The organism is Pseudomonas sp. 91RF, from assembly GCF_003576265.1.
GTDB classification, from domain to species: domain Bacteria; phylum Pseudomonadota; class Gammaproteobacteria; order Pseudomonadales; family Pseudomonadaceae; genus Aquipseudomonas; species Aquipseudomonas kribbensis.
Genome location: NZ_QWFC01000029.1, coordinates 330,614 through 351,316, shown reverse-complemented (window position 1 = coordinate 351,316; position 20,703 = coordinate 330,614). Strand labels below are relative to the sequence as shown.

General features: G+C 60.8%; 16 protein-coding genes. 11 read left to right on the top strand and 5 right to left on the bottom strand.

Annotated features, from left to right (window positions below):
- Window positions 1-1,683, bottom strand: a 1,683-nt coding sequence (locus DXT77_RS16220) for a hydrogenase maturation protein (RefSeq protein WP_119428387.1), incomplete at its 3' end; no start/stop codon positions are given.
- A 297-nt stretch (window positions 1,684-1,980) separates the two neighbouring features.
- On the opposite strand from DXT77_RS16220, the gene DXT77_RS16215 reads away from it, so the two are divergent.
- The 10 genes from DXT77_RS16215 (at window position 1,981) to DXT77_RS16170 (ending at window position 16,082) form a co-directional block, all read left to right on the top strand.
- Window positions 1,981-2,487, top strand: coding sequence for a sigma-70 family RNA polymerase sigma factor (locus DXT77_RS16215; RefSeq protein ID WP_085710106.1), 507 nt, complete (start codon window positions 1,981-1,983; stop codon window positions 2,485-2,487).
- Window positions 2,484-3,434 (top strand): FecR domain-containing protein, encoded by a 951-nt coding sequence (locus DXT77_RS16210; RefSeq protein ID WP_119428386.1) that lies wholly within the window; start codon window positions 2,484-2,486, stop codon window positions 3,432-3,434. The genes DXT77_RS16215 and DXT77_RS16210 overlap by 4 nt, the downstream gene beginning before the upstream one ends.
- Before the next feature lie 91 nt (window positions 3,435-3,525).
- Window positions 3,526-6,447 carry a TonB-dependent receptor gene (locus DXT77_RS16205; RefSeq protein ID WP_119428385.1) on the top strand — a complete coding sequence of 974 codons (2,922 nt, stop codon included), beginning with the start codon at window positions 3,526-3,528 and terminating at the stop codon, window positions 6,445-6,447.
- 249 nt (window positions 6,448-6,696) lie between these two features.
- On the top strand, window positions 6,697-7,188 hold the full coding sequence (locus DXT77_RS16200; protein ID WP_119428397.1) for an MbcA/ParS/Xre antitoxin family protein: 492 nt from the start codon (window positions 6,697-6,699) through the stop codon (window positions 7,186-7,188).
- The gene (locus DXT77_RS16195) at window positions 7,185-7,688 is read left to right on the top strand and encodes an RES family NAD+ phosphorylase (RefSeq protein ID WP_119428384.1); all 504 of its coding nucleotides are present in this window, start codon (window positions 7,185-7,187) and stop codon (window positions 7,686-7,688) included. The genes DXT77_RS16200 and DXT77_RS16195 overlap by 4 nt, the downstream gene beginning before the upstream one ends.
- Window positions 7,689-7,804: 116 nt before the next feature.
- Entirely contained in the window at window positions 7,805-10,459 is a 2,655-nt protein-coding gene (locus DXT77_RS16190; protein WP_119428383.1) for a TonB-dependent receptor, read from the top strand.
- Between the two features lie 114 nt (window positions 10,460-10,573).
- Window positions 10,574-12,424: an extracellular solute-binding protein gene (locus tag DXT77_RS16185; protein WP_119428382.1), complete on the top strand. Its 1,851-nt coding sequence runs from the start codon at window positions 10,574-10,576 to the stop codon at window positions 12,422-12,424.
- Window positions 12,411-13,475, top strand: coding sequence for a microcin C ABC transporter permease YejB (locus tag DXT77_RS16180; RefSeq protein ID WP_119428381.1), 1,065 nt, complete (start codon window positions 12,411-12,413; stop codon window positions 13,473-13,475). The genes DXT77_RS16185 and DXT77_RS16180 overlap by 14 nt, the downstream gene beginning before the upstream one ends.
- Window positions 13,475-14,497 (top strand): ABC transporter permease, encoded by a 1,023-nt coding sequence (locus DXT77_RS16175; RefSeq protein WP_119428380.1) that lies wholly within the window; start codon window positions 13,475-13,477, stop codon window positions 14,495-14,497. The genes DXT77_RS16180 and DXT77_RS16175 overlap by 1 nt, the downstream gene beginning before the upstream one ends.
- 1 nt (window position 14,498) lies before the next feature.
- Complete coding sequence (locus DXT77_RS16170) at window positions 14,499-16,082, top strand: ABC transporter ATP-binding protein (protein ID WP_119428379.1); 1,584 nt, start codon at window positions 14,499-14,501, stop codon at window positions 16,080-16,082.
- A gap of 52 nt (window positions 16,083-16,134) precedes the next feature.
- Here DXT77_RS16170 and DXT77_RS16165 read toward each other — a convergent pair whose 3' ends face one another.
- Together DXT77_RS16165 and DXT77_RS16160 are read right to left on the bottom strand one after the other, a co-directional pair.
- Complete coding sequence (locus DXT77_RS16165; RefSeq protein ID WP_114883460.1) at window positions 16,135-16,452, bottom strand: SCP2 sterol-binding domain-containing protein; 318 nt, start codon at window positions 16,450-16,452, stop codon at window positions 16,135-16,137.
- 48 nt (window positions 16,453-16,500) lie between these two features.
- On the bottom strand, window positions 16,501-17,211 hold the full coding sequence (locus DXT77_RS16160) for a histidine phosphatase family protein (protein ID WP_119428378.1): 711 nt from the start codon (window positions 17,209-17,211) through the stop codon (window positions 16,501-16,503).
- A gap of 206 nt (window positions 17,212-17,417) precedes the next feature.
- On the opposite strand from DXT77_RS16160, the gene sohB reads away from it, so the two are divergent.
- Window positions 17,418-18,440 carry a protease SohB gene (gene sohB / locus DXT77_RS16155; RefSeq protein ID WP_119428396.1) on the top strand — a complete coding sequence of 341 codons (1,023 nt, stop codon included), beginning with the start codon at window positions 17,418-17,420 and terminating at the stop codon, window positions 18,438-18,440.
- A 61-nt stretch (window positions 18,441-18,501) separates the two neighbouring features.
- Here sohB and DXT77_RS16150 read toward each other — a convergent pair whose 3' ends face one another.
- The gene (locus tag DXT77_RS16150) at window positions 18,502-18,996 is read right to left on the bottom strand and encodes a DUF934 domain-containing protein (RefSeq protein WP_085730747.1); all 495 of its coding nucleotides are present in this window, start codon (window positions 18,994-18,996) and stop codon (window positions 18,502-18,504) included.
- Window positions 18,980-20,638, bottom strand: coding sequence for a nitrite/sulfite reductase (locus tag DXT77_RS16145; protein WP_119428377.1), 1,659 nt, complete (start codon window positions 20,636-20,638; stop codon window positions 18,980-18,982). Before DXT77_RS16145 ends, DXT77_RS16150 begins: the two co-directional genes overlap by 17 nt.
- Window positions 20,639-20,703: the final 65 nt, after the last annotated feature.

The following is a 20,703-nucleotide window of genomic DNA, read 5'->3' as shown; positions in this document are numbered from 1 at the left end:
AGATGTGTATAAGAGACAGGGCGTGCAGCACGTCTTGCGCTTGTACACGAAATTGCGGCACTTCTCGGCAAACTGATTGCGGTTGTACAGCATGTCCTCCTGCATCTCCTGCAGCTCGCTTTCGCGGCATTGGCGGATCAACTCATGATCGACCCGCAGCTTGCGTTCACGCACCGGCGCATAGGTCGGATCGGTCAGTACCGCGTTTGCCCGTTGTAGCAGCCACAGCGAGAACTCGTCCGGGCAACGCGGACCGATTTCCTGGACCATGCCCAGTTGCAACGCCTGGGCAGCGCTGACCGGCAGGCAGGCCTGGGTCAATTGTTCGGCCATGGCCGGGCCGACGGCGCGGGGCAGGCTGTAGGTCCAGTATTCCGAGCCGTACAGGCCCATGCTTTTGTAATGCGGGTTGAGCACGATATCGGCGCGGGCGAACACGATGTCAGCCGCCAGGGCGAGCATCACGCCCCCGGCACCGGCATTGCCGGTGACCCCGCTGACCACCAGTTGCCGTGCGCTGAGCAATTCTGCGCAGACATCGTCGATGGCCTGGATATTGGCCCAGGCTTCGGCGCCCGGATCTTCGGCAGCCTGAATCACGTTCAAATGCACACCGTTGGAAAAGCTGCCGCGCCCGCCCTTGACCAGCAGCACCTGGGTGTCGCGGGACTTGGCCCAGCGCAAGGCATCGACCATGCGTTGGCACTGCTCGGTGCTCATGGCGCCGTTGTAGAACTCCAGTGTCAGCTCGCCGACCCACCCGGACTCGCGATAGCGGATCGGCTGATAGGCCTCATCGCTGAACGGTGCGTTGGCGATCGACCAGTCCAGCACCGGTACATCCGCCAATTGTCCGGCCAACACATGCCGCGCCGGACGCTTGAAGGTTTCTTCACCCGGTTGCGGTTTGCGTCGCAGCGAGCCGATCCACAGGCTGTGATCACCGGTGGCCACCAGCACCGCATCGTCGTGTACCGCGAGGATTTCGCCGGGGATGCCGGTGCGCTGATCGAGGTGCGCGTCATACACGTAATACTGGCCGCCGGCGAGGCTGGCGAGCACGCCGGGCTGGCCGTCCGCCGCGTCGATGCAGCGCTTGATGAAGCGCGAGCAGTCGTGCCAGCTGAAGGTGCGGTCGTCCTGTTTCATGTTTGGTTGCAGGCAGCCGCGAACCTTGGGATCGGTGTAATCCAGGGGCACCGGGACGAAACCTTCGATGAATTTCTCCACCACTTCGCGGATGCAACGGATCGCCGCGTCGCTGACCCGGCCGTTGTACAGCTCGGATTTGCGCAGGCCTGCCGGCAGGTTGAATTCGCAGGTGGCCCAGACCGGGCCGCCGTCCATTTCTTCCACCGCTTGCAGCGCGGTTACGCCCCAGGTTGGCAGCTCGCGCATGATCGCCCAGTCCAGCGCGCTGGCGCCGCGATCACCGACGATGCCGGGGTGAATGATCACCACCGGACGTTGCGGATTGCTCCACAGCGCATGGGGAACGCGATCCTTGAGGAACGGGCAGATCACCAGGTCGGCGCCGCTGTTTTCGATCTGCTCGCACACGGCGGCTTCATCGGTGAACAGCACCACGCTCGGCGAATGGCCCGCCTGACGCAGATCCAGCCAGGCACGTTGGGTCAGACCGTTGAACGCCGAAGACAGAAGAATGATGTTGAGTGATCGCATGATTGCTCTTCCTTGAAAGGTCAGCCGCAGGCTCCGGTGAGCCGTCCGTGGCTATCGATGGAGGCGCAAGGTTAGAGACTGGCGTGGCGGGCGCCACTGATCGAGATCAACGTTGTGTCAGCCAATGTTGCCGTGGCGACAAAGCGTCTTATGCTCAATGGTTCGCATATCCTGATTTTTTATTACTTCAAATGTCCGCGACGCTATTGCACAGTCGCAGCCCTGATCAACGCCGGACGATCCCGGCGTATCCATGGATTTTCGCAGCGGGTGGAGCCCGTTTTCAGGGAGTAAGGCATGGGGAGTCACAACCCGCATTACCAGCTCATCGGGCAAATGTTCCAAAAGGACTACCGATGGTTATGCGCCGCAGTCAGCCGCACCCTCGGCTGCCCGCACAGCGCACAGGATATTGCTTCGGAAACTTTTCTGCGGGTGCTGGCATTGCCCGATCCGTTGGCCATTCGCGAACCCCGTGCGCTGTTGACCACGATTGCCCGGCGTCTGGTCTACGAAGGCTGGCGCCGGCAGGATCTGGAGCGTGCCTATCTGCAAAGCCTGGCGCTGGCGCCGGAACCAGTGCATCCGTCGCCGGAGGAACGGGAGCTGGTGATCGAAGCGCTGCTGGCGGTGGATCGCTTGCTCAATGGCTTGTCAGCGAAGGCCAAGGCTGCGTTTCTCTACCATCAGCTCGATGGCCTGACCTATAGCGAAATCGGCGAACGCCTCGGCGTCTCCACCAGTCGGGTGCAGCAGTACATGGTCGAAGCCTTCAAACGTTGCTATCAGGCGATGCAGGCATGAGACCGGACGAAACGCTGATCGATGAGGCAGCGCAATGGATGGCGTTGTTGCAGTCGGGCGACGTCAGCCTGCAAGAGCGCGCAGCGTTCGACGCCTGGCGTGCGGCGGATCCACGGCATCAGCAGATCATCGAGCAAATGGGCGGCGGACTGAATCTGTTGCGCCATGCGAACCTGCGCGGGTTGCCCCGTGAGAGTGTGCTGCACAGCCTGAATGCGCCCTCCAGCAGCCGTCGTCGATTCATCAGCGGCAGCCTGAGCGTGCTCGGCTTCGCGGTGCTGGCCGGGTTGCTCGGGCGACGTTATGGCTGGTTGCCCGAGGTCGGCGAGTTGTCGACCGGCACAGGCGAGCGACGTGAATTCACGCTGGAAGATGGCAGCACCTTGATGCTGAACGCCCGCAGCCGCGTGGTGCCGCGATTCGACAGCGCAGAGCGTCTGCTGGCCCTGCACAGCGGGGAGCTGCTGGTCGATGTGGCGAAAAATCCGGCCCGGCCGTTTGTGGTCGAAACCGAACACGGGCGGATGCGCGCCCTCGGTACGAAATTCCTGGTGCAGCGCGCTGAGGATTCGACGCGGCTGGTGATGCTGCACTCGCAAGTCGAAGTGGTCACTGCCAGCGGCGCGCGGCAAGTGGTGGGGGCGGGCGAGAGCTTGCTGTTCAACGGTCAGGAAATCCTCGCGCTGGAACGCAGCAAAGGGCAGGAAAGTGCATGGGTCCAAGGGCGACTCGAAGTGCGCGATCGCCCCCTCAGCGAAGTCATCGACAGCCTGCGCAGTTACCGGCGCGGGATTCTGCACCTGAGCCCCGAAGTTGCCGGTCTGCGTCTCAGCGGCCTCTATCCGCTGGACGACAGCGACCGAACATTGCAGCTGCTCGAACGCTCGCTGCCGATCCGCGTGACCTGGCACAACCCGTACTGGGTGAGCATCGAGGCGCGGTTATAAAACCATAACTTCCCGGTCTATCCGCCCCCCTATAAAAAGCGCCGGCCCGCTGCTCATTCCCTGCAGACGCCTTCAACAGGGAAGCCCCTCGATGTTCTCATTCAAACAACAATCAACCTGCCTGACGCTGGCCACCGCGCTGGCGATGGGCATCGTTCCTTCGGCCGTTCTGGCGCAAGACGCCGCCGCTCAAGTGTTCACTTTCGACATCGCTCCCGGTGCGCTCGATGAGGTGCTGCTGGATATCTCGCGCCAGACCGGCGTGCCGATTTCCTTCAGTCAGAATCTGGTTCAGGGCAAGCGCAGCAGTGCGGTGCGCGGTGCGTTGGGCGGCCGGCAAGCGGTAGAGAAAGCTTTGCTCGGCAGCGGGCTGCAAGTCGAGCAGGGCACTCAAGGCCTGAGCATTCGCCAGGCCGATGCGCCAGGCGCCGCACCGGTCAAGGCTGCCGCCGTGGTTCCCGCCAGCAACGCCGATTACCGCATGGAAAAGGTCACGGTCACCGGCTCGCGGATCGCCCGGGCGCAGAGCGATGGCGCGACGCCGGTCAACGTCATCACCCATGAAGAGATGGAAGCGCGGGGCTACAAGAACGTCTACGACGCCCTCGCCACGCAAACCCAGAACACCGGCATGACCCAGGGCGAAGACTACGGCAACACCTGGCAACCGGCCGCCAGCGCCCTCAACCTGCGCGGGCTTGGTCCGAATCACACACTGGTGCTGATCAATGGCCGGCGGGTCGCCGATTACCCGACACCGTACGACGGCAAGGTCAACTTCACCAACCTGGCAAACATTCCCTCGGCGATCATCGACCGCATCGAAATCCTCAGCAGCGGCGCCTCGGCGATCTACGGTTCGGACGCGATTGCCGGGGTGGTGAATATCATCCTCAAGGACAAAATGAATGGCGTCGACGTCAACCTCAAGGGCGGCACCAGCGAGCGCGGAGGCGGTGACAATCAGCGGTTGCAGATCAGTGGTGGCGGCAGTTGGGGGGACTTCGATGGTTTGTTCGGACTTGAGCTGACCAATCGTGATCCGATCTGGGCCGATGACCGGGGCTTCATGCAGAGCGGGCCGCTGGCGGATGTCGGTTATCGTCGCGACCTGAGCAACAATCGTTATCTGGGGCCGGGCTGCGGTGCTTATCAAGGCACGTTCGACAACAAACTGTTCAACAGCGGCGGGCGCTGCCGCACCGACCAGATGTACAACGATTACTGGACGATCCAGACGCAAAAGGAAAACTACGACGGCTACACCCGCGGTACCTGGCATTTCAGCGACAGCGGCCAGGTCTTTGCCGACCTGATGTATGGCCTCGACCACATCCAGAACAACACCCGTGGCCCGACCTTCACGTCGCCGGACTTCATCAACCAGAACAGCGGCAATCTGGAGCGTTGGTATCGGCGTTTCGGTGAAGAGGAAATCGGCGGGCGTACCAGCAACAACAGTAAGTGGCGCGATACCTCGTGGACCGGCACCTTGGGCCTCTCCGACAAAATCGCCGACACCGGGTGGCACTATGACCTGGCCGCCAACCGCTCGGAATACAAAAGCGTGCGCACCACACGCTACACGCCGCTGTCGTCGATTCAGGATTTCTACTTGGGCCCACAGCTCGGCACACGCGGCGGCTACCCGGTCTTCTCTCCGAATGCTTCACGTCTTGATCGACCACTCACACCGCAGGAATGGCAGCAGTTTCGCGGTGACTTGACCCAGAGCAGCAAGTCGGTGTCCACCAGCTACAACGCCTCGGTCAATGGCGATCTGTTCGACCTGCCGGCCGGTCCGGTCGGATTTGCCGGCGTACTGGAAGCAGGCAAACAGGAATACCGCATCGACCCGGACGACAGCCTCAACGATGGCAGTTTTTATGGCGTGACCCCGGCGCAAAGCTCCGGCGGTTCGCGCAAGCGATACGCAGCGGGCGGTGAGTTCAGCATTCCGGTGACTGACACTGTGCTGGCGACAGCGGCGGGGCGCTGGGACCAATACAAATTCAGTGGCCGCACCGAACAGCAGAAAACCTACAACCTCGGCCTGGAGTGGCGGCCGATCACCAGCCTGTTGCTGCGCGGCAGTTACGGTACCAGTTTCCGTGCGCCGGACCTGAACTACATCTACCAGTCCGACAGCAACGGCTATTACCCGGCGCAGATCGACTACTACGGTTGCAGCCAGGGCGTGGAGGGCGCCTGTGATCGTGGGCGAGTCGATTACACCCAGAGCGGCACGGCGGACCTGGCATCCGAACGCGGGAAATCCTGGACTTACGGGTTTGTCTGGTCGCCGTCGCGCAACTTTGATTTCTCCACTGACTTCTGGCGGGTGGAAATCGATGACCTGCTGACCACCGTCGACGAAAACCGCCTGTTGCAGGAAGAGAACGAATGCCGCAACGGCACTCAGGACATCAACTCGGCCAACTGTCAGTCAACTCTGGCACGCGTCGATCGCAATCCCGGTAATGCCGCCATCGATCCAAACCAGTTGCAGCGGGTGCGGGTCAATGCGATCAACGCCGCCAGCGAGCGGGTCAGCGGTCTGGACTTCAAGAGCAACATTCGCTGGGGCGCCGGCCAGTACGGCGCGTTCAGTTCGGCGCTTGGCTACACCTTGGTGCTGTCGCATTTCTACAAGGAATCTGACGAAGCCCCGACCCAGGACTTGCGCACTTCGCGCAGCAACTACGACTGGCGCAGCAAGGTCAACGCCAGCCTGACCTGGGATTATCAGAAGGCCACGGCGACCCTGATGGGCATTCGGTATGGCTCCGTCACCAACGGCGCGGGTGACGGGCGTCTCTCGCCGTGGACAGTGTTCAACGCCAGCGCGCGCTATCGCTTGAACGAGCGGGCAAGCGTCGGGCTGACCGTGAACAACGTGCTCAATCAGGTCAAGCATGACGACTCGGCAGGCTGGCCGTATTACCCCACCGGCAACTACGACCCGTATGGGCGGCAGTGGTGGCTGGATGTGAGTTATCACTTCGGGGGATGAGACTTTTCGCCCGGAACGTCCTACGGAAACAAGCGGGTTTTGCGTGAAAGCGGGGATATTTCCGACGACTTTTTCAGGTTGGTCGTCGGAAGCGTGATCTATAGCATCGGTTGTGACATTGAAGTCGTAAACGGCCTGGACGTTCAGGCCTCTGATAATGGATGGATCATGCGTACTGCACACCTCGAATACGAAACACCTGCTTATTCCACCTGCCATCAATGGCGCGCTGATCGTGCCAGATGCCCCATGGAGGACGTCACGTTGCCCAGTGCAAAGGTGCCCCGGTTGACGGGTTTGAAGAAGGTCGCGGGCAAGCCTGTCGAATTGCTCGTACATGGCCGGAACATCGGTGATGACGCCATGATGATCGTTCACCTTACGAATGAAGGCTTTGAGTTGAAAGACGTCGTCGACATGCTTTCGACCTGCGAGCTTTACCAGCAAGGCGACGTGGTCAAACTCATCACAGGCAAGTCGGTCAGAACGATCCGGCGACTGCTGAAAGAAGATGAACCGATACGGCTTGACCCACAACAGAGCGTCATTGCCTACCAATATGCATTGGTGCTGGAGTTGGCCATTCGGGCCTTCGGGGGGCAACCACGGGCGGAGGACTGGATGCAGAAACCCTCTACCTATTTTCACGGCCATGTGCCGCTGGAATTGACCCTGCATCCATTGGGTTTTCAGATGGTGGAGCAGTATCTGGTGCAGCTGATCTACGGGGTTTACCCATGAACCCCTTGCCGTGGGACAAACATTGGTATGCATGGCGGCTTGATCGCGAGGTTTATGGAAGAACGTGGGATAGCGGGATGGGGTCAAAGATGAGAGGAGGTCGATGGAACATTCCCGGACGACGCGTCGTGTATGCATCCGTCGATCCGTCGTCGGCCATTCTGGAGGTGGCAGCCAACCATAGTTTTGATGCTCTGGACCGCGAGCCTTATGTTTTGACGTGTTTCGAAGTCATCAACAATGCGAAGGTAAAAATCGTGCAGCCCGAAGAGGTGCCGAACCCTTACTGGCTGAGTCCTGCACAGCCTTCACCCAATCAGCAATTGTTTGCCGACGCGTTGCTGGCCGAGCACCCGTTTGTACTGATTCCCTCGGCGGCAACCCGGCATTCGTGGAACCTGCTGGTGAGCTGCGATTTGGCAGAGGGGCAGTTCAGGATGGTCTCGCAGGAGCGGTTCGGGCTGGATACCCGTTTGCTCAAGGAGATGGTTTTGAGTTGATGAGTGGGCTTATCGATTTGCATAACCTCATCACCCAACGGTCTAAACCGCGCCCTATAAATCTCCTCATGTCATCGCACATCCCTGCATAAACCAAAACGCAGGGATGGCTGTTCATGATTCGATTTTCACCCGTTAGATCCCCGTTGAGCGTGGCCTTGCTGCTGGCGATCAACACATTGCCGGCGATTGCCGCCGACAGCAGTGCCACAGAACCGACCACTCAACTGCAACGGGTCGAAGTGACCGGCACTGCGATCCGCCGGGTCGATGCCGAAACCGCCGTGCCGGTGACCATCCTTCGGGTGGAAGAATTGCAGAAGCAAGGTGTGACGACCACAGAAGAGCTGGTCAACCGCATCTCTGCCAACCAGTCCTCCGTAGGTTCAGGGCGTTCGGTGGGTTCGAGCAGTGGCGGGGCGTCTTATGCCGACCTGCGTGGCATCGGCCCGAACAAGACGCTGGTGCTGCTCAACGGGCGCCGCTTGAGCAACAACGCGACCAACGCCATCAATGGCTCCGGTGTGGATCTCAACACCATTCCGTTCGCCGCCATCGACCGGGTGGAGGTTCTGCGTGATGGTGCCTCGGCACTGTACGGCACCGATGCCATCGGCGGGGTGATCAACTTCATCACCAAGACCAGCCTCACCGAAGGTCAGATCAGTACGAGTTATGACACGCCGACGCACTCCGGCGGCGGTGAAAGCCGCAACTTCAGCGGCAGCTGGGGTTTCGGTGATTTGCAGGATGATCGCTTCAACGTCTTCGGCGTCGTGAGTTACGACAAGCAGCAACGGCTGGCCGCTGAAGATCGTGGTTACACCTACAACTATCAGCCGGGGCGAGGGCTCGATTACACCTCCGGCACGGCATCGCCTGCCAACTGGAGCCAGGGCAGCAACGCTACCAACCCGTTGGCGGGATCCGGTTGCAATGCACCGGGGCTGCTGTCACGCAATGGCATCTGCCGCCAGAGTCTGTGGAATTACCTGGATCTGGTGCCGGAAACCGAGAAGACCTCGGCCTTCGCCAAAGCCACCGGCAAGCTGTCGGACGACCATAACGTCAGCCTCGAATACTTCTGGGCACGCAATGAAAACCGCACCCAGATCGGTCCCGGCACCCTGATGGGTAATCAGGTCAATCCCGGCACGACATTTTACCCGGGCAACGGCATCACCCCCGGGCCGAGCGGTTTTGCCCTTGATCCGACGCAACCGGTGGACGTGAACTCGCGTGAAACGGCGGTCGGCGCCCGCCGCCACGAAGACGACAACACCGGTCAGCGCCTGCTGCTGAGTTTCGACGGCACGCTGGTCGGGTGGGATTACAACCTTGGCGCTTCGTACAACCAGAACAAAGTGGTCGACACGATCCGCAGTGGTTACGTGAACGACCGCGCCGTCAGCCAGGGGATTGCCAATGGCGTGATCAACCCGTTCGGGCCGCAGACGGCTGCCGGTTCGGCGTTGCTGGCCGCCAACGCGGTGGACGGTGATTACGCAACGGCCGTGGGCCGGGTGAAGGCGATTGACGGCCGTGTCAGCCGCGAGATCGGCGACTGGTTCGGTGCTGGTCCATCGGCATTGGCGCTGGGCGGCGAATACCGCAAGGAAGACTTCCATCAGGACTTCGCTGCGTTTGCCGGTGATGTGCAGAGTCTCGGCGTGGACCCCAACGGCAGCGTGTCAGGGGATCGCAGCGTCTCGGCGCAATATGCCGAGGTCAATGTGCCGGTGCTCGACAGCCTGGAGTTGTCAGCTGCTGTGCGGCATGACAAGTACAGCGATTTCGGCAGCACGACCAACCCGAAATACTCGTTCCGTTTCCAGCCGTTCAAGGAACTGGTGGTGCGCGGCGCGTATAGCGAAGGTTTCCGCGCGCCGTCGCTGTATGAACTCTATAACCCGAATTTCACTACCTTCACCAACGCCAACTACAACGACCCGCGCCTGTGTGCCGGTGGCAATCCGAGCAACGGCGGGATCGCCAACCGCGACTGCGCCCAGCAGTTCAACCGGACCACGGGCGGCAACACGGACCTGAGCCCGGAAACCGCGCGCAACGTCACCGTCGGTTTCGTTTATCAGCCGTTCGATCGCCTGACCACCGGGCTGGATTTCTGGTGGATCAGCATCGCCAACCAGATTGCCGAGTTCCCCGAATCTGCAGTGTTCGAGAACCCGGAACTGTATCCGGAACGCTTGATCCGCAAGCCTGACGGCTCCATCGATCATGTCGTCACCGGTCTGGCCAACCTCGGCAAGATCAAGACCAACGGCGTCGACGTCAGCTTCGACTATCGCCTGCCGAGCACGCCATACGGTGATTTCGGCATCGGCCTGCAAGGGACCTATGTCAGCCGTTACGAGTATCAGCAGCAGCTCAAGGGCGATTTCATCGACAAACTCGGCGATTTTCGCGGGGGTGACTTCGCGTCGGCCGGCGCGGTGGCCCGCTGGCGCCACAGCCTGACCGGCAGCTGGAATTACGGCCCGTTCGGCGCGAGCCTGACCAACCGCTACACCAGCGGTTATCACGACTCGGACCGCGAGACCCACGACTACGTTGGCTCCTACAACGTCTGGGACGTGGCCGGCACCTACACCTGGCGCAAGACCCTGGCAGTGACGCTGGGGGTAAAAAACCTGTTCGATCGCGAGCCGCCATTCAGTAACCAGACCTACACCTTTCAGAGCGGCTACGACCCGAAATACGGCGACCCGTTTGGGCGAACGCTGTACACGCGGCTCAACTACAAGTTCTGAAAATGACCAGACATGGCCGGTTTTAGTAACCCATCGTTCTAAAACCGGCCCTATAAAAAGTGGCCGCCTGTTGCACAACACAATCAGGCAGGCACGCGGTTAAAGGATCTGCCCATGTTTTCCAGACTCACTTTGCTGGGCGTATGTCTTCTGCTGAGCCCTGCGATATTTGCGCAGCCTCAGCATGCCCTTACGGTCTACGGCGAAGCCCCGAAGTACGCCCCGGACTTCCAGCACCTGGCCTACGCCAATCCCGATGCGCCCAAGGGCGGCAGCCTGCGGCGTTCTTCGCTGGAAAGCGGTCCGTTCGATCACCTGATTCCCTACATCGATAAGGGCACCGGCGTCGCCGAACTCGACGGCTGGCTGTATGCGCCGCTGGCTTATCGCAGCAAGGACGAGCCTTACAGCGTCTACGGTCTGGTGGCGCAGCGGATGGAGCTGGATGCGGATCGGCGTTGGGTACGTTTCTATCTCAATCCGCAAGCGCGTTTTGAAGACGGTAAGCCGATTACCGCCAATGATGTGCGCTACACCTTCGAGCTGTTCACCACTCAGGGCAGCCTGAAGTACCGGCAGCAGTTTCGCGATGTCGCCGAGGTGCAGGTCGAGTCACCAACCCAGGTGCGCTTCGTCTTCAAGAACAACGACAGCCGCACCTTGCCGCTGGACTTGGCAGTGCTGCCTGTTTTACCTGAGCACTGGTGGCGTACCCGGGACTTTGCCGAAGGCGCCGGTTTCGAGATTCCGCCCGGCAGCGGCCCCTATCGGGTCAGCGCAGTGGATGCCGGTCGCAGTGTGAAATTTCAACGGGTCAAGGACTGGTGGGGCAAGGATTTGCCGGTCACCCGCGGGCTCTACAACTTCGATCAGTTGAGTGTGGAGTTCTTCGCCGACACCGACGTATCGCGACAAGTGCTCAAGGCCGGCGGCTTCGATTACAACCGCGAATTCTCCGCCACCAGTTACACCATCGGTTATGCCGGCGTGGCGCTGGAGCAGGGCAAATTGTTGCGTGAACACCTCGCACCCGGCGCGGCTCAAGGGGCTCAGGGTTTCGTGTTCAACCTGCAGAAGCCGATGTTTCAGGATCGCCGGGTGCGGCAGGCGATTGCCATGCTCTGGGATTTCGAATGGAGCAACCGGCAGATGATGCGCAGCATGTACCTGCGCCAGCGCAGTTACTTTTCCCATAGCGCACTGTCGGCCACTGAATTGCCGGACGCCGAAGAGCTGAAAATCCTCGAACCCTGGCGCGGCAAGATCCCCGATGAAGTGTTCAGCCAGGTGTTCGAAGCGCCCCGCACCGACGGCAGCGGCAACATCCGTGCGCAACAGTTGCAGGCGTTGAAACTGCTGGCGGCCGCCGGCTGGAAACCCCGGGGCGATCAACTGGTCAACGCTGCCGGCGAGCCGCTGCAATTCACTTTTCTCAACGGCCAGAAAGGCTTCGAGCGCCTGCTGCTGCCGTTCAAACGCAACCTGGCGCAGATCGGCATCGGCTTCGATATCCGTCAGGTCGACACCGCGCAATACACCAATCGCGTGCGCAGTCGCGACTACGACATGATCGTCGTCGGTTATCCGGTGAGTCAGGCGCCGGGTCGTGAAATGTTCAACTACTTCGGCTCCGACGGTGCCGATGATCCGGGCTCCAACAACTACATGGTGCTGCGTGATCCGGCGGTGGATGCGTTGCTCGAAGGCGTGGTGCAGGCCGACAGCCGTGAAAGCCTCTTGCGCCACGCCCGGGCGTTGGATCGGGTGCTGCAGTGGGGCTACTACTGGATTCCCAACTATTACCCGCCGGGCATTTCCACGGTGTGGTGGAACCGTTTCGGCCGCCCGGCGATTGCACCGCTGTATGACGCCGGCCTCGACACCTGGTGGGAAATCAGTCCCACGGCGCTGACCGCCACTCAGGCGCAAACACAGCAAAAGGAGTTCGCCCATGTGGGGTTATAGCCTGCGGCGTCTGCTGCTGATCGTGCCGACCCTGCTGGCGATTCTGCTGGTGAACTTCGTGATCGTGCAGGCCGCCCCCGGTGGCCCGGTCGAGCAGGCCATCGCTCGTCTGCAGGGGATCGGTGTCGGCGGGGCGGTAGGCGCAAGCCATGTTGAAACCATTGGCGGCGAGTCGCGCGCGACCCGTGGCCTGGACCCGAAGCTGGTGGCTGATATCGAGCGCCAGTACGGTTTCGACAAACCCGCCAGCGAGCGCTTGTGGCTGATGCTCAAGAGCTACGCACAACTGGATTTCGGCAAGAGTTTCTTTCGTGGCGCGACGGTGACGGAATTGATCTGGCAGAAACTCCCGGTGACCTTGTCGCTGGGGTTGTGGGCGACGCTGATCACCTACCTGGTGTCGATCCCGCTGGGCATCCGCAAGGCCGTGCACAACGGTTCGGCATTCGATGTCTGGAGCAGCGCGGCGATCATCATCGGTTATGCGATGCCGGGGTTTCTGTTTGCGCTGCTGTTGATCGTGATCTTTGCCGGCGGCACGGCGCTGGACTGGTTTCCGGTGCGCGGGCTGGTCTCGGACAACTTTGCCGAGCTGACGCCGTGGGGCAAAGTCGCGGATTACTTCTGGCATCTGGTATTGCCGGTCAGTGCGCTGGTGATCGGCGGTTTCGCGACCCTGACGATCCTCACCAAGAACAGTTTTCTCAACGAAATCTCGCGGCTGTATGTGGTCACGGCACGGGCCAAGGGACTGAGCGAGAGGCAGGTGTTGTACGGGCATGTGTTTCGCAATGCGATGCTGCTGGTGGTCGCCGGGTTGCCCCAGGCACTGGTGACGGTGTTCTTCGGCGGTTCGTTGCTGATCGAGGTGATCTTCTCCCTCGACGGCCTCGGACGCCTGAGCTACGAAGCGGCGGTGTCGCGGGATTACCCCGTGGTGTTCGGTTCGCTGTTCATCTTCACCCTGTTCGGGCTCTTGATAAAACTGCTGGGCGACCTGTGCTACACGCTGGTCGATCCGCGTATCGACTTTACGGCGAGGGCTGCCTGATGCTGAGACTTTCTCCCATCGGGCAGCGCCGCTGGGCGCGGTTCAAGACTCACCGGCGCGGCTGGTGGTCATTGTGGCTGTTTCTCGCACTCTTCGGATTGAGCCTTGGAGGTGAACTGGTCGCCAACGACAAACCGCTGTTGGTGACGTACCAGGGCGAATGGTATTTCCCGGCCTTCAAACGTTATACCGAGCAGGATTTCGGCGGCGAGCTGCCATTTCAACCGGACTATCGCAGTGCCCAGGTGCGCGAGCTGATCGAGGGGCAGGGCGGCCGCATGTGGTTTGCGCCAATCCCGTTCGGTTTCGACACGGTCAATTACGACCTCACGGAACCGGCACCGAGCCCGCCCTCCGGAGACAACTGGCTGGGTACCGATGATCAGGCGCGGGATGTGCTGGCGCGGGTGATTTTCGGCACGCGGGTGTCTCTGCTGTTTGCCTTGGCATTGACCGCCACCAGTGCGCTGATCGGCATCGCCGCCGGTGCCTTGCAGGGCTATTACGGCGGTTGGGTCGATCTGCTCGGGCAGCGTTTGCTGGAGGTCTGGTCGGGGCTGCCGGTGCTGTATCTGCTGATCATTCTGTCCGGATTCGTCGAGCCGAATTTCTGGTGGCTGCTGGGGATCATGGCGCTGTTTTCCTGGCTGAGCCTGGTGGACGTGGTGCGCGCCGAGTTCCTGCGCAGCCGTGGGCTGGAGTACGTGAAAGCCGCGCGGGCGCTGGGTGTCGGCGATACGCAGGTGATCGTGCGGCACATCCTGCCCAACGCCATGAGCGCGACGCTGACGTACCTGCCGTTCATTCTTACCGGGGCGATTGCGACCTTGTCGGCACTGGACTTTCTCGGCTTCGGCATGCCGGCGGGCAGTGCTTCGCTGGGTGAGCTGATCGGTCAGGGCAAGACCAATCTGCAAGCGCCGTGGCTGGGCCTGACGGCGTTCTTTGCGCTGGCGCTGATTCTTTCATTGCTCGTCTTCATCGGCGAAGCCTGCCGTGATGCCTTCGACCCGAGGACTTGATATGCGTGAACATTTGATCGAAATACGCGACCTGAGGGTTGCCTTCAAAGGCCAGGAAGTGGTCCACGGCATCGACCTCGACATCCGCCCGGGTGAATGCCTGGCGCTGGTGGGCGAGTCCGGTTCCGGCAAGTCGGTGACGGCCCACAGCATCCTGCAACTGCTCGACCCGAACATCACGCAGATCGAAGGCAGCATTCGCTATGAGGGCGAAGAGTTGCTCGGCGTGCATGAGCGTTATCTGCGGCAATTGCGCGGCAACCGGATCGCGATGATCTTTCAGGAGCCGATGAGTTCGCTGAACCCGCTGCACAGCATCGAGCGGCAACTGGGTGAAAGCCTTGCGTTGCATAAAGGCCTGGCCGGGGCTGCGGCGCGGGAACGGATTCTGGAGTTGCTGGAGCTGGTGGGTATTCAACGCCCCCATGAACGCTTGAAGGCTTACCCCCATCAGCTTTCCGGTGGGCAACGGCAACGGGTGATGATCGCCATGGCGCTGGCTTGCGAACCGCAACTGCTGATCGCTGATGAGCCGACCACTGCCCTCGACGTTACCGTGCAACGCAAGATCCTGCTGCTGCTCAAGGACCTGCAACAACGACTGGGCATGGCGCTGCTGATCATCAGTCATGACTTGAACCTTGTACGCACGATTGCCCAGCGTGTTGCGGTGATGCGCGCGGGCGAGATCGTCGAGCAAGCGACTTGCGAGCAGTTATTCCGGACGCCGCAGCATCCCTACAGTATCGACTTGCTCAATGCCGAACCCGGCGGCGTGGCGCTGCACAGGGGCAGTGCGGAGGATCTGCTGCAAGTGCGCGATCTCAATGTGCGCTTCCGGCTCGGTGGTGGCTGGTTGCGCCGCAAGTCCTGGCTGCACGCGGTCAATGGCATTGACCTGAGCCTGCAACGTGGACGGACCCTGGGAATCGTCGGTGAATCCGGTTCGGGAAAGTCCACCCTTGGGCAGGCGATCCTGCGTCTGATCGATGCCGATGGTGGCATCTGTTTTGACGGTGAAGCGCTGGAACATTTGAGCGGCAAACAACTGCGACCATTGCGCAAACGCCTGCAAGTGGTGTTTCAGGACCCGTTCGGCAGCCTCAGTCCGCGCTTGTGCGTGGAGCAGATCATCGCCGAGGGTTTGCAGGTTCACAGTGACTTGAACGCGCAGGAACGCGAGCAGGCCGTGATCGATGTCCTGCGGGAAGTGGGACTCGACCCGGCGACACGTCATCGCTATCCCCACGAGTTTTCCGGCGGCCAGCGGCAACGCATCGCCATCGCCCGGGCGCTGGTGCTCAAGCCGGATCTGATCCTGCTGGACGAACCCACTTCGGCACTGGATCGTACCGTACAGAAACAGATCGTCGCGCTGTTGCGCCGGTTACAGGAGGAACACGGTCTGACGTATCTGTTCATCAGTCATGACCTGGCGGTGGTACGAGCGCTGGCCCACGACTTGATTGTGATGAAGGACGGCGAGGTGGTGGAACGAGGGGAAACTGACGCGTTGTTCGGCTCGGCGCGGCATCCGTATACACAGGAGTTGTTGGCAGCGTCGTTTGCCGGTTTGAGCGCCTGAAACGACAAATCCCGCCACAGGGGCGGGATTTGTTCGCAGTCTGGCTGCCGACTTACGCCGGGAACAGCTCGGACAGTTTCATCGACAGCATCATGTCGCCTTCAACGCGCAGTTTGCCGCCCATGAAGGCCTGCATGCCGTCGGTTTCGCCGCTGACGATGCCTTTCAGGGTTTCGCTGTCCAGCACCAGTGTGCAGTTGGCGTCGGCGTTCTCGCCTTCCTGGATGTCGCAAGTGCCGTCTTTGACGATCAGAGCGTATTGCTTGTCTTCGTCAGTGATGTTGAAACCGAAGACCAGATCCAGGCCGGCAGCAGCGGCTGGGTTGAACTTGGCTTGCATTGCTTTTACGGCATCAGCTACGGAGGTCATGGTTCGATCCTTTTTGGTTGATTGCAGCAGGGTCACAGTAATCCGGACTCAGCGGAAAGTGATGAGTTCCGGGGCCTTCAGCAGTTGCAGGTGTGCATGACTGTTGAAGGAAGCCAGAGCCACCTCGCGACCGCGGAACTTCAGCTGGTTGAGCGAGGTGTTGACGATTTGCCAGTTCAGTTCAAAGGCCTGTCGGGCAGGCATTTGCGTGATCAGGTGGAGCAGGGCGGTGATGGTGCCACCGGAGGTGAACACCGCGATTTTCTGGGTGTTGTCGGCCTGATCGAGAATACGGTTCAGACCGGCCTGGACCCGTTCGACGAACCCCAGCCAGCTTTCCAGGCCGGGCGTGTCGTAGGTGCCGGCCAGCCAGCGTTCGATGATCAGGGCAAAGATGCGCTGGAACTCGCCACGGTTCTGTGCGGCGTTGCGCAGGATGTCCAGCGCTTCGGGTTCTTCGGGCAGCATGGCCGGCAGCAGGGCGCGGATCACGGCGTCGGCGTCGAATTCGTTGAAGGCTGAATCGATTTCCAGAGCCGGAACCGGCAGACCGGCAGCGGCGAACTGTTCCAGTGCGCTGTTGGCCGTGTGCTGCTGGCGGCGCAGATCACCTGACAGGCAACGGTCGAAGCTGACGCCGAGTTCGGCGAGGTGGCGGCCGAGGATCTCTGCCTGGCGCACACCCGTCGACGACAGGACGTCATAGTCGTCTGCACCGAAGGAGGCCTGGCCATGTCGAATCAAGTAGATGCTGCCCACGTCCGCGTCATCCCGGTACGTTGAAGGTTGTGGCGAGGTTATGGGGATGACGGAGAGCTGTCAATGAAAAAACATACGCTTGTTTGAAATGCCCGTTACAGGGCTGTTTCCAGAGGTTTCACGGCTGGCCGACGAGGCGGTGCATGGGTATGCTGGAGTCATCCCCGCGCGCGTTTTTCAACGGCGCATCGTTTGAAGGAGTCACTGTGGAGTTTTTGACTGAATACGCCAGCTTCCTGGCCAAGACCGTCACACTGGTCATCGCCATTCTGGTGGTGCTGGCCAGTTTCGCTGCGTTGCGCAGCAAGGGCCGGCGCAAAACCGCGGGCCAGCTGCAGGTCAGCAAGCTCAACGATTTCTATAAAGGCTTGCGTGAGCGCCTGGAGCAAAGCCTGCTCGACAAGGATCAGCTCAAGGCCCTGCGCAAGGGCGAGGCCAAATCCGAGAAAAAACAGAAGAAACACCCCGAAAGCAAACCCCGGGTGTTCGTGCTGGATTTCGATGGCGACATCAAGGCCTCGGCTACCGAGAGCCTGCGCCATGAAATCACTGCCTTGCTGACCCTGGCCACACCGAAGGATGAAGTTGTCCTGCGTCTGGAAAGCGGCGGTGGCATGGTGCACAGCTACGGTCTGGCCTCGTCGCAACTGGCGCGTATCCGTGAGGCCGGCGTGCCGTTGACCGTGTGCATCGACAAGGTGGCGGCCAGCGGCGGCTACATGATGGCGTGCATCGGCGAGAAGATCATCAGCGCGCCGTTCGCGATTCTCGGCTCGATCGGCGTAGTCGCGCAGTTGCCGAACGTCAACCGCTTGCTGAAAAAGCATGATATCGACTTCGAAGTGCTGACCGCCGGCGAATACAAACGTACCCTGACCGTGTTCGGCGAAAACACCGAGAAGGGCCGGGAGAAATTCCAGGAAGACCTGGACATCACCCATCAGTTGTTCAAGAACTTTGTCGCCCGTTATCGCCCGCAGCTGGCGATCGACGAAGTCGCCACCGGTGAAGTCTGGCTCGGCCTCGCGGCGCTGGAAAAACAACTGGTGGACGAACTCAAGACCAGTGACGAATACCTGGCGGACCGGGCGAAAAAATCCGAGGTCTATCACCTGCACTATGCCGAGCGCAAAAGCCTGCAGGAACGTATCGGCATGGCGGCCAGCGGTTCGGTGGACCGTCTGCTGTTGAGTTGGTGGAGCCGGTTGACCCAGCAACGTTTCTGGTAAAGCGGGCATAAAAAAACGCCGGTCGAATGACCGGCGTTTTTTTTGAGTACGCCCCGGGAATTTACCGGCGACGGAACAGCGGCAGCGGTTCGTCCGTGGCGGCCTGATAGGTCACCGAGAAGTCCTTGAGGCTTTCAAGGGCGTCGTACGGGTCTTTGTCCGCGCGCAGGGCGAAGGCATCGAAACCGCAGCGGCGCATGTAGAACAACTGGTCGCGCAGCACGTCGCCAATCGCCCGCAGTTCGCCTTTGAAACCGTAACGGTCACGCAGCAGACGGGCGTTGGAGTAGTTGCGGCCGTCGGTGAACGCCGGGAAGTTCAGGGCGATGACCTGGAACTGATCCACGTCGTCGCCGATTTCCTCGGCTTCTTCGTCGGCGTCCAGCCACACACCCAGACCGCCATCGCGGGCCTTGAGCATGCGGGCGTGTTCACGCCACAGCTGCAGCGGGACGATCAGGTCGTCGCAGTTGCTGATTTCGTCGATGTTGAAATCCTTGGGCAGCAGGTGCCAGGTTTCGTCGACGACCTCGTTGTTCTTAATGATTCGCTGCATAGACGCGTTCCTTGAAGAGGTCGATGCCAATACGCTGGTAGGTGTCGATGAAGCGCTCGTCTTCGGTGCGCTGTTCCACGTACACGTCGATCAGCTTGGAGATCACATCCGGCATGTCGTCCTGGGCAAAGGACGGGCCGAGGATCTTGCCCAGGCTCGCATCACGGCTGGCGCTGCCACCGAGGGAGACCTGATAGAACTCTTCACCTTTCTTGTCCACCCCGAGAATGCCGATGTGGCCGACGTGGTGGTGACCGCAGGCGTTCATGCAGCCGGAGATGTTCAGGTCCAGTTCACCGATGTCGAACAGGTAGTCCAGGTCGTCGAAACGGCGCTGGATCGATTCGGCGATCGGGATCGACTTGGCGTTGGCCAGAGAGCAGAAATCACCGCCAGGGCAGCAGATGATGTCGGTCAACAGGCCGATGTTCGGCGTGGCGAAACCGCTTTCACGCAACTCGCCCCACAGGGTGAACAACTGGCTCTGCTCGACGTCGGCGAGGATGATGTTCTGTTCGTGGGACGTGCGCAGTTGACCGTAGCTGTAGCGGTCCGCCAGGTCGGCGACGGCATCGAGCTGTTTGTCGGTGATGTCGCCCGGTGCAGCACCGGTCGGCTTCAGGGACAGGGTGACGGCGACGTAGCCCGGCTTCTTGTGCGGCAGGGTGTTGCGGGCGCGCCAGCGGGCGAAACCCGGGTGTTCCTTGTCGAGGGTGGCCAGTTCGGCGGTCTGGTTTTCCAGCGCCTTGTAGTCCGGGTCGACGAAGTGTTTGGCCACGCGATGCACTTCGGCTTCAGTCAGGGTGGTCTGGCCGCCGCGCAGGTGTTCCATCTCGGCATCGACTTTCTGGGCGAAGACTTCCGGAGTCAGCGCCTTGACGAGGATCTTGATCCGCGCCTTGTATTTGTTGTCACGACGGCCGTAGCGGTTGTAGACCCGCAGGATCGCGTCGAGGTAGCTCAACAGGTCCTGCCACGGCAGGAACTCGTTGATGAACGCGCCAACCACCGGAGTACGGCCCAGACCACCGCCAACCAACACGCGGAAACCGAGTTCGCCAGCGGCGTTGTGCACCGGCTCGAGACCGATGTCGTGGACTTCGATGGCCGCACGGTCGGAGGTCGAACCGTTGACGGCGATCTTGAACTTGCGCGGCAGGTAGGCGAATTCCGGGTGGAACGTGGTCCACTGACGAACGATTTCGCACCACGGACGCGGGTCGATCAACTCGTCGGCCGCGACACCGGCGAACTGGTCGGTAGTGACGTTGCGCAGGCAGTTGCCGCTGGTCTGGATCGCGTGCATTTGCACGGTGGCCAGCTCGGCGAGGATGTCCGGGATGTCTTCGACCGCCGGCCAGTTGAACTGCACGTTCTGGCGAGTACTGATATGGGCGTAGCCCTTGTCGTAGTCGCGGGCAATCTTGGCCATCATGCGCATCTGACGCGAAGTCAGCTGGCCGTAAGGCACCGCCACCCGCAACATCGGTGCGAAACGCTGGATGTACAGGCCATTTTGCAGGCGCAGGGGGCGGAATTCTTCTTCGCTCATCTCACCTGCCAGATAGCGTCGGGTCTGATCACGGAACTGCTTGACGCGGTCCTCGATGATCCGCTGATCGTACTCGTCGTATACGTACATATAAGTCCTGTTCTCAGGCTTTGGGCTACTCGGAAAACGCTGCGTTTTCGCTTGCTGGAGTCCGA

Bases quoted from the DNA above. Each gene is read 5' to 3' on its own strand.
- DXT77_RS16215 (WP_085710106.1), top strand. From the start codon at position 1,981: ATGGGGAGTCACAACCCGCATTACCAGCTCATCGGGCAAATGTTCCAA.
- DXT77_RS16210 (WP_119428386.1), top strand. From the start codon at position 2,484: ATGAGACCGGACGAAACGCTGATCGATGAGGCAGCGCAATGGATGGCG.
- DXT77_RS16205 (WP_119428385.1), top strand. From the start codon at position 3,526: ATGTTCTCATTCAAACAACAATCAACCTGCCTGACGCTGGCCACCGCG.
- DXT77_RS16200 (WP_119428397.1), top strand. From the start codon at position 6,697: ATGGAGGACGTCACGTTGCCCAGTGCAAAGGTGCCCCGGTTGACGGGT.
- DXT77_RS16195 (WP_119428384.1), top strand. From the start codon at position 7,185: ATGAACCCCTTGCCGTGGGACAAACATTGGTATGCATGGCGGCTTGAT.
- DXT77_RS16190 (WP_119428383.1), top strand. From the start codon at position 7,805: ATGATTCGATTTTCACCCGTTAGATCCCCGTTGAGCGTGGCCTTGCTG.
- DXT77_RS16185 (WP_119428382.1), top strand. From the start codon at position 10,574: ATGTTTTCCAGACTCACTTTGCTGGGCGTATGTCTTCTGCTGAGCCCT.
- DXT77_RS16180 (WP_119428381.1), top strand. From the start codon at position 12,411: ATGTGGGGTTATAGCCTGCGGCGTCTGCTGCTGATCGTGCCGACCCTG.
- DXT77_RS16175 (WP_119428380.1), top strand. From the start codon at position 13,475: ATGCTGAGACTTTCTCCCATCGGGCAGCGCCGCTGGGCGCGGTTCAAG.
- DXT77_RS16170 (WP_119428379.1), top strand. From the start codon at position 14,499: ATGCGTGAACATTTGATCGAAATACGCGACCTGAGGGTTGCCTTCAAA.
- DXT77_RS16165 (WP_114883460.1), bottom strand. From the start codon at position 16,452: ATGACCTCCGTAGCTGATGCCGTAAAAGCAATGCAAGCCAAGTTCAAC.
- DXT77_RS16150 (WP_085730747.1), bottom strand. From the start codon at position 18,996: ATGCAGCGAATCATTAAGAACAACGAGGTCGTCGACGAAACCTGGCAC.
- DXT77_RS16145 (WP_119428377.1), bottom strand. From the start codon at position 20,638: ATGTACGTATACGACGAGTACGATCAGCGGATCATCGAGGACCGCGTC.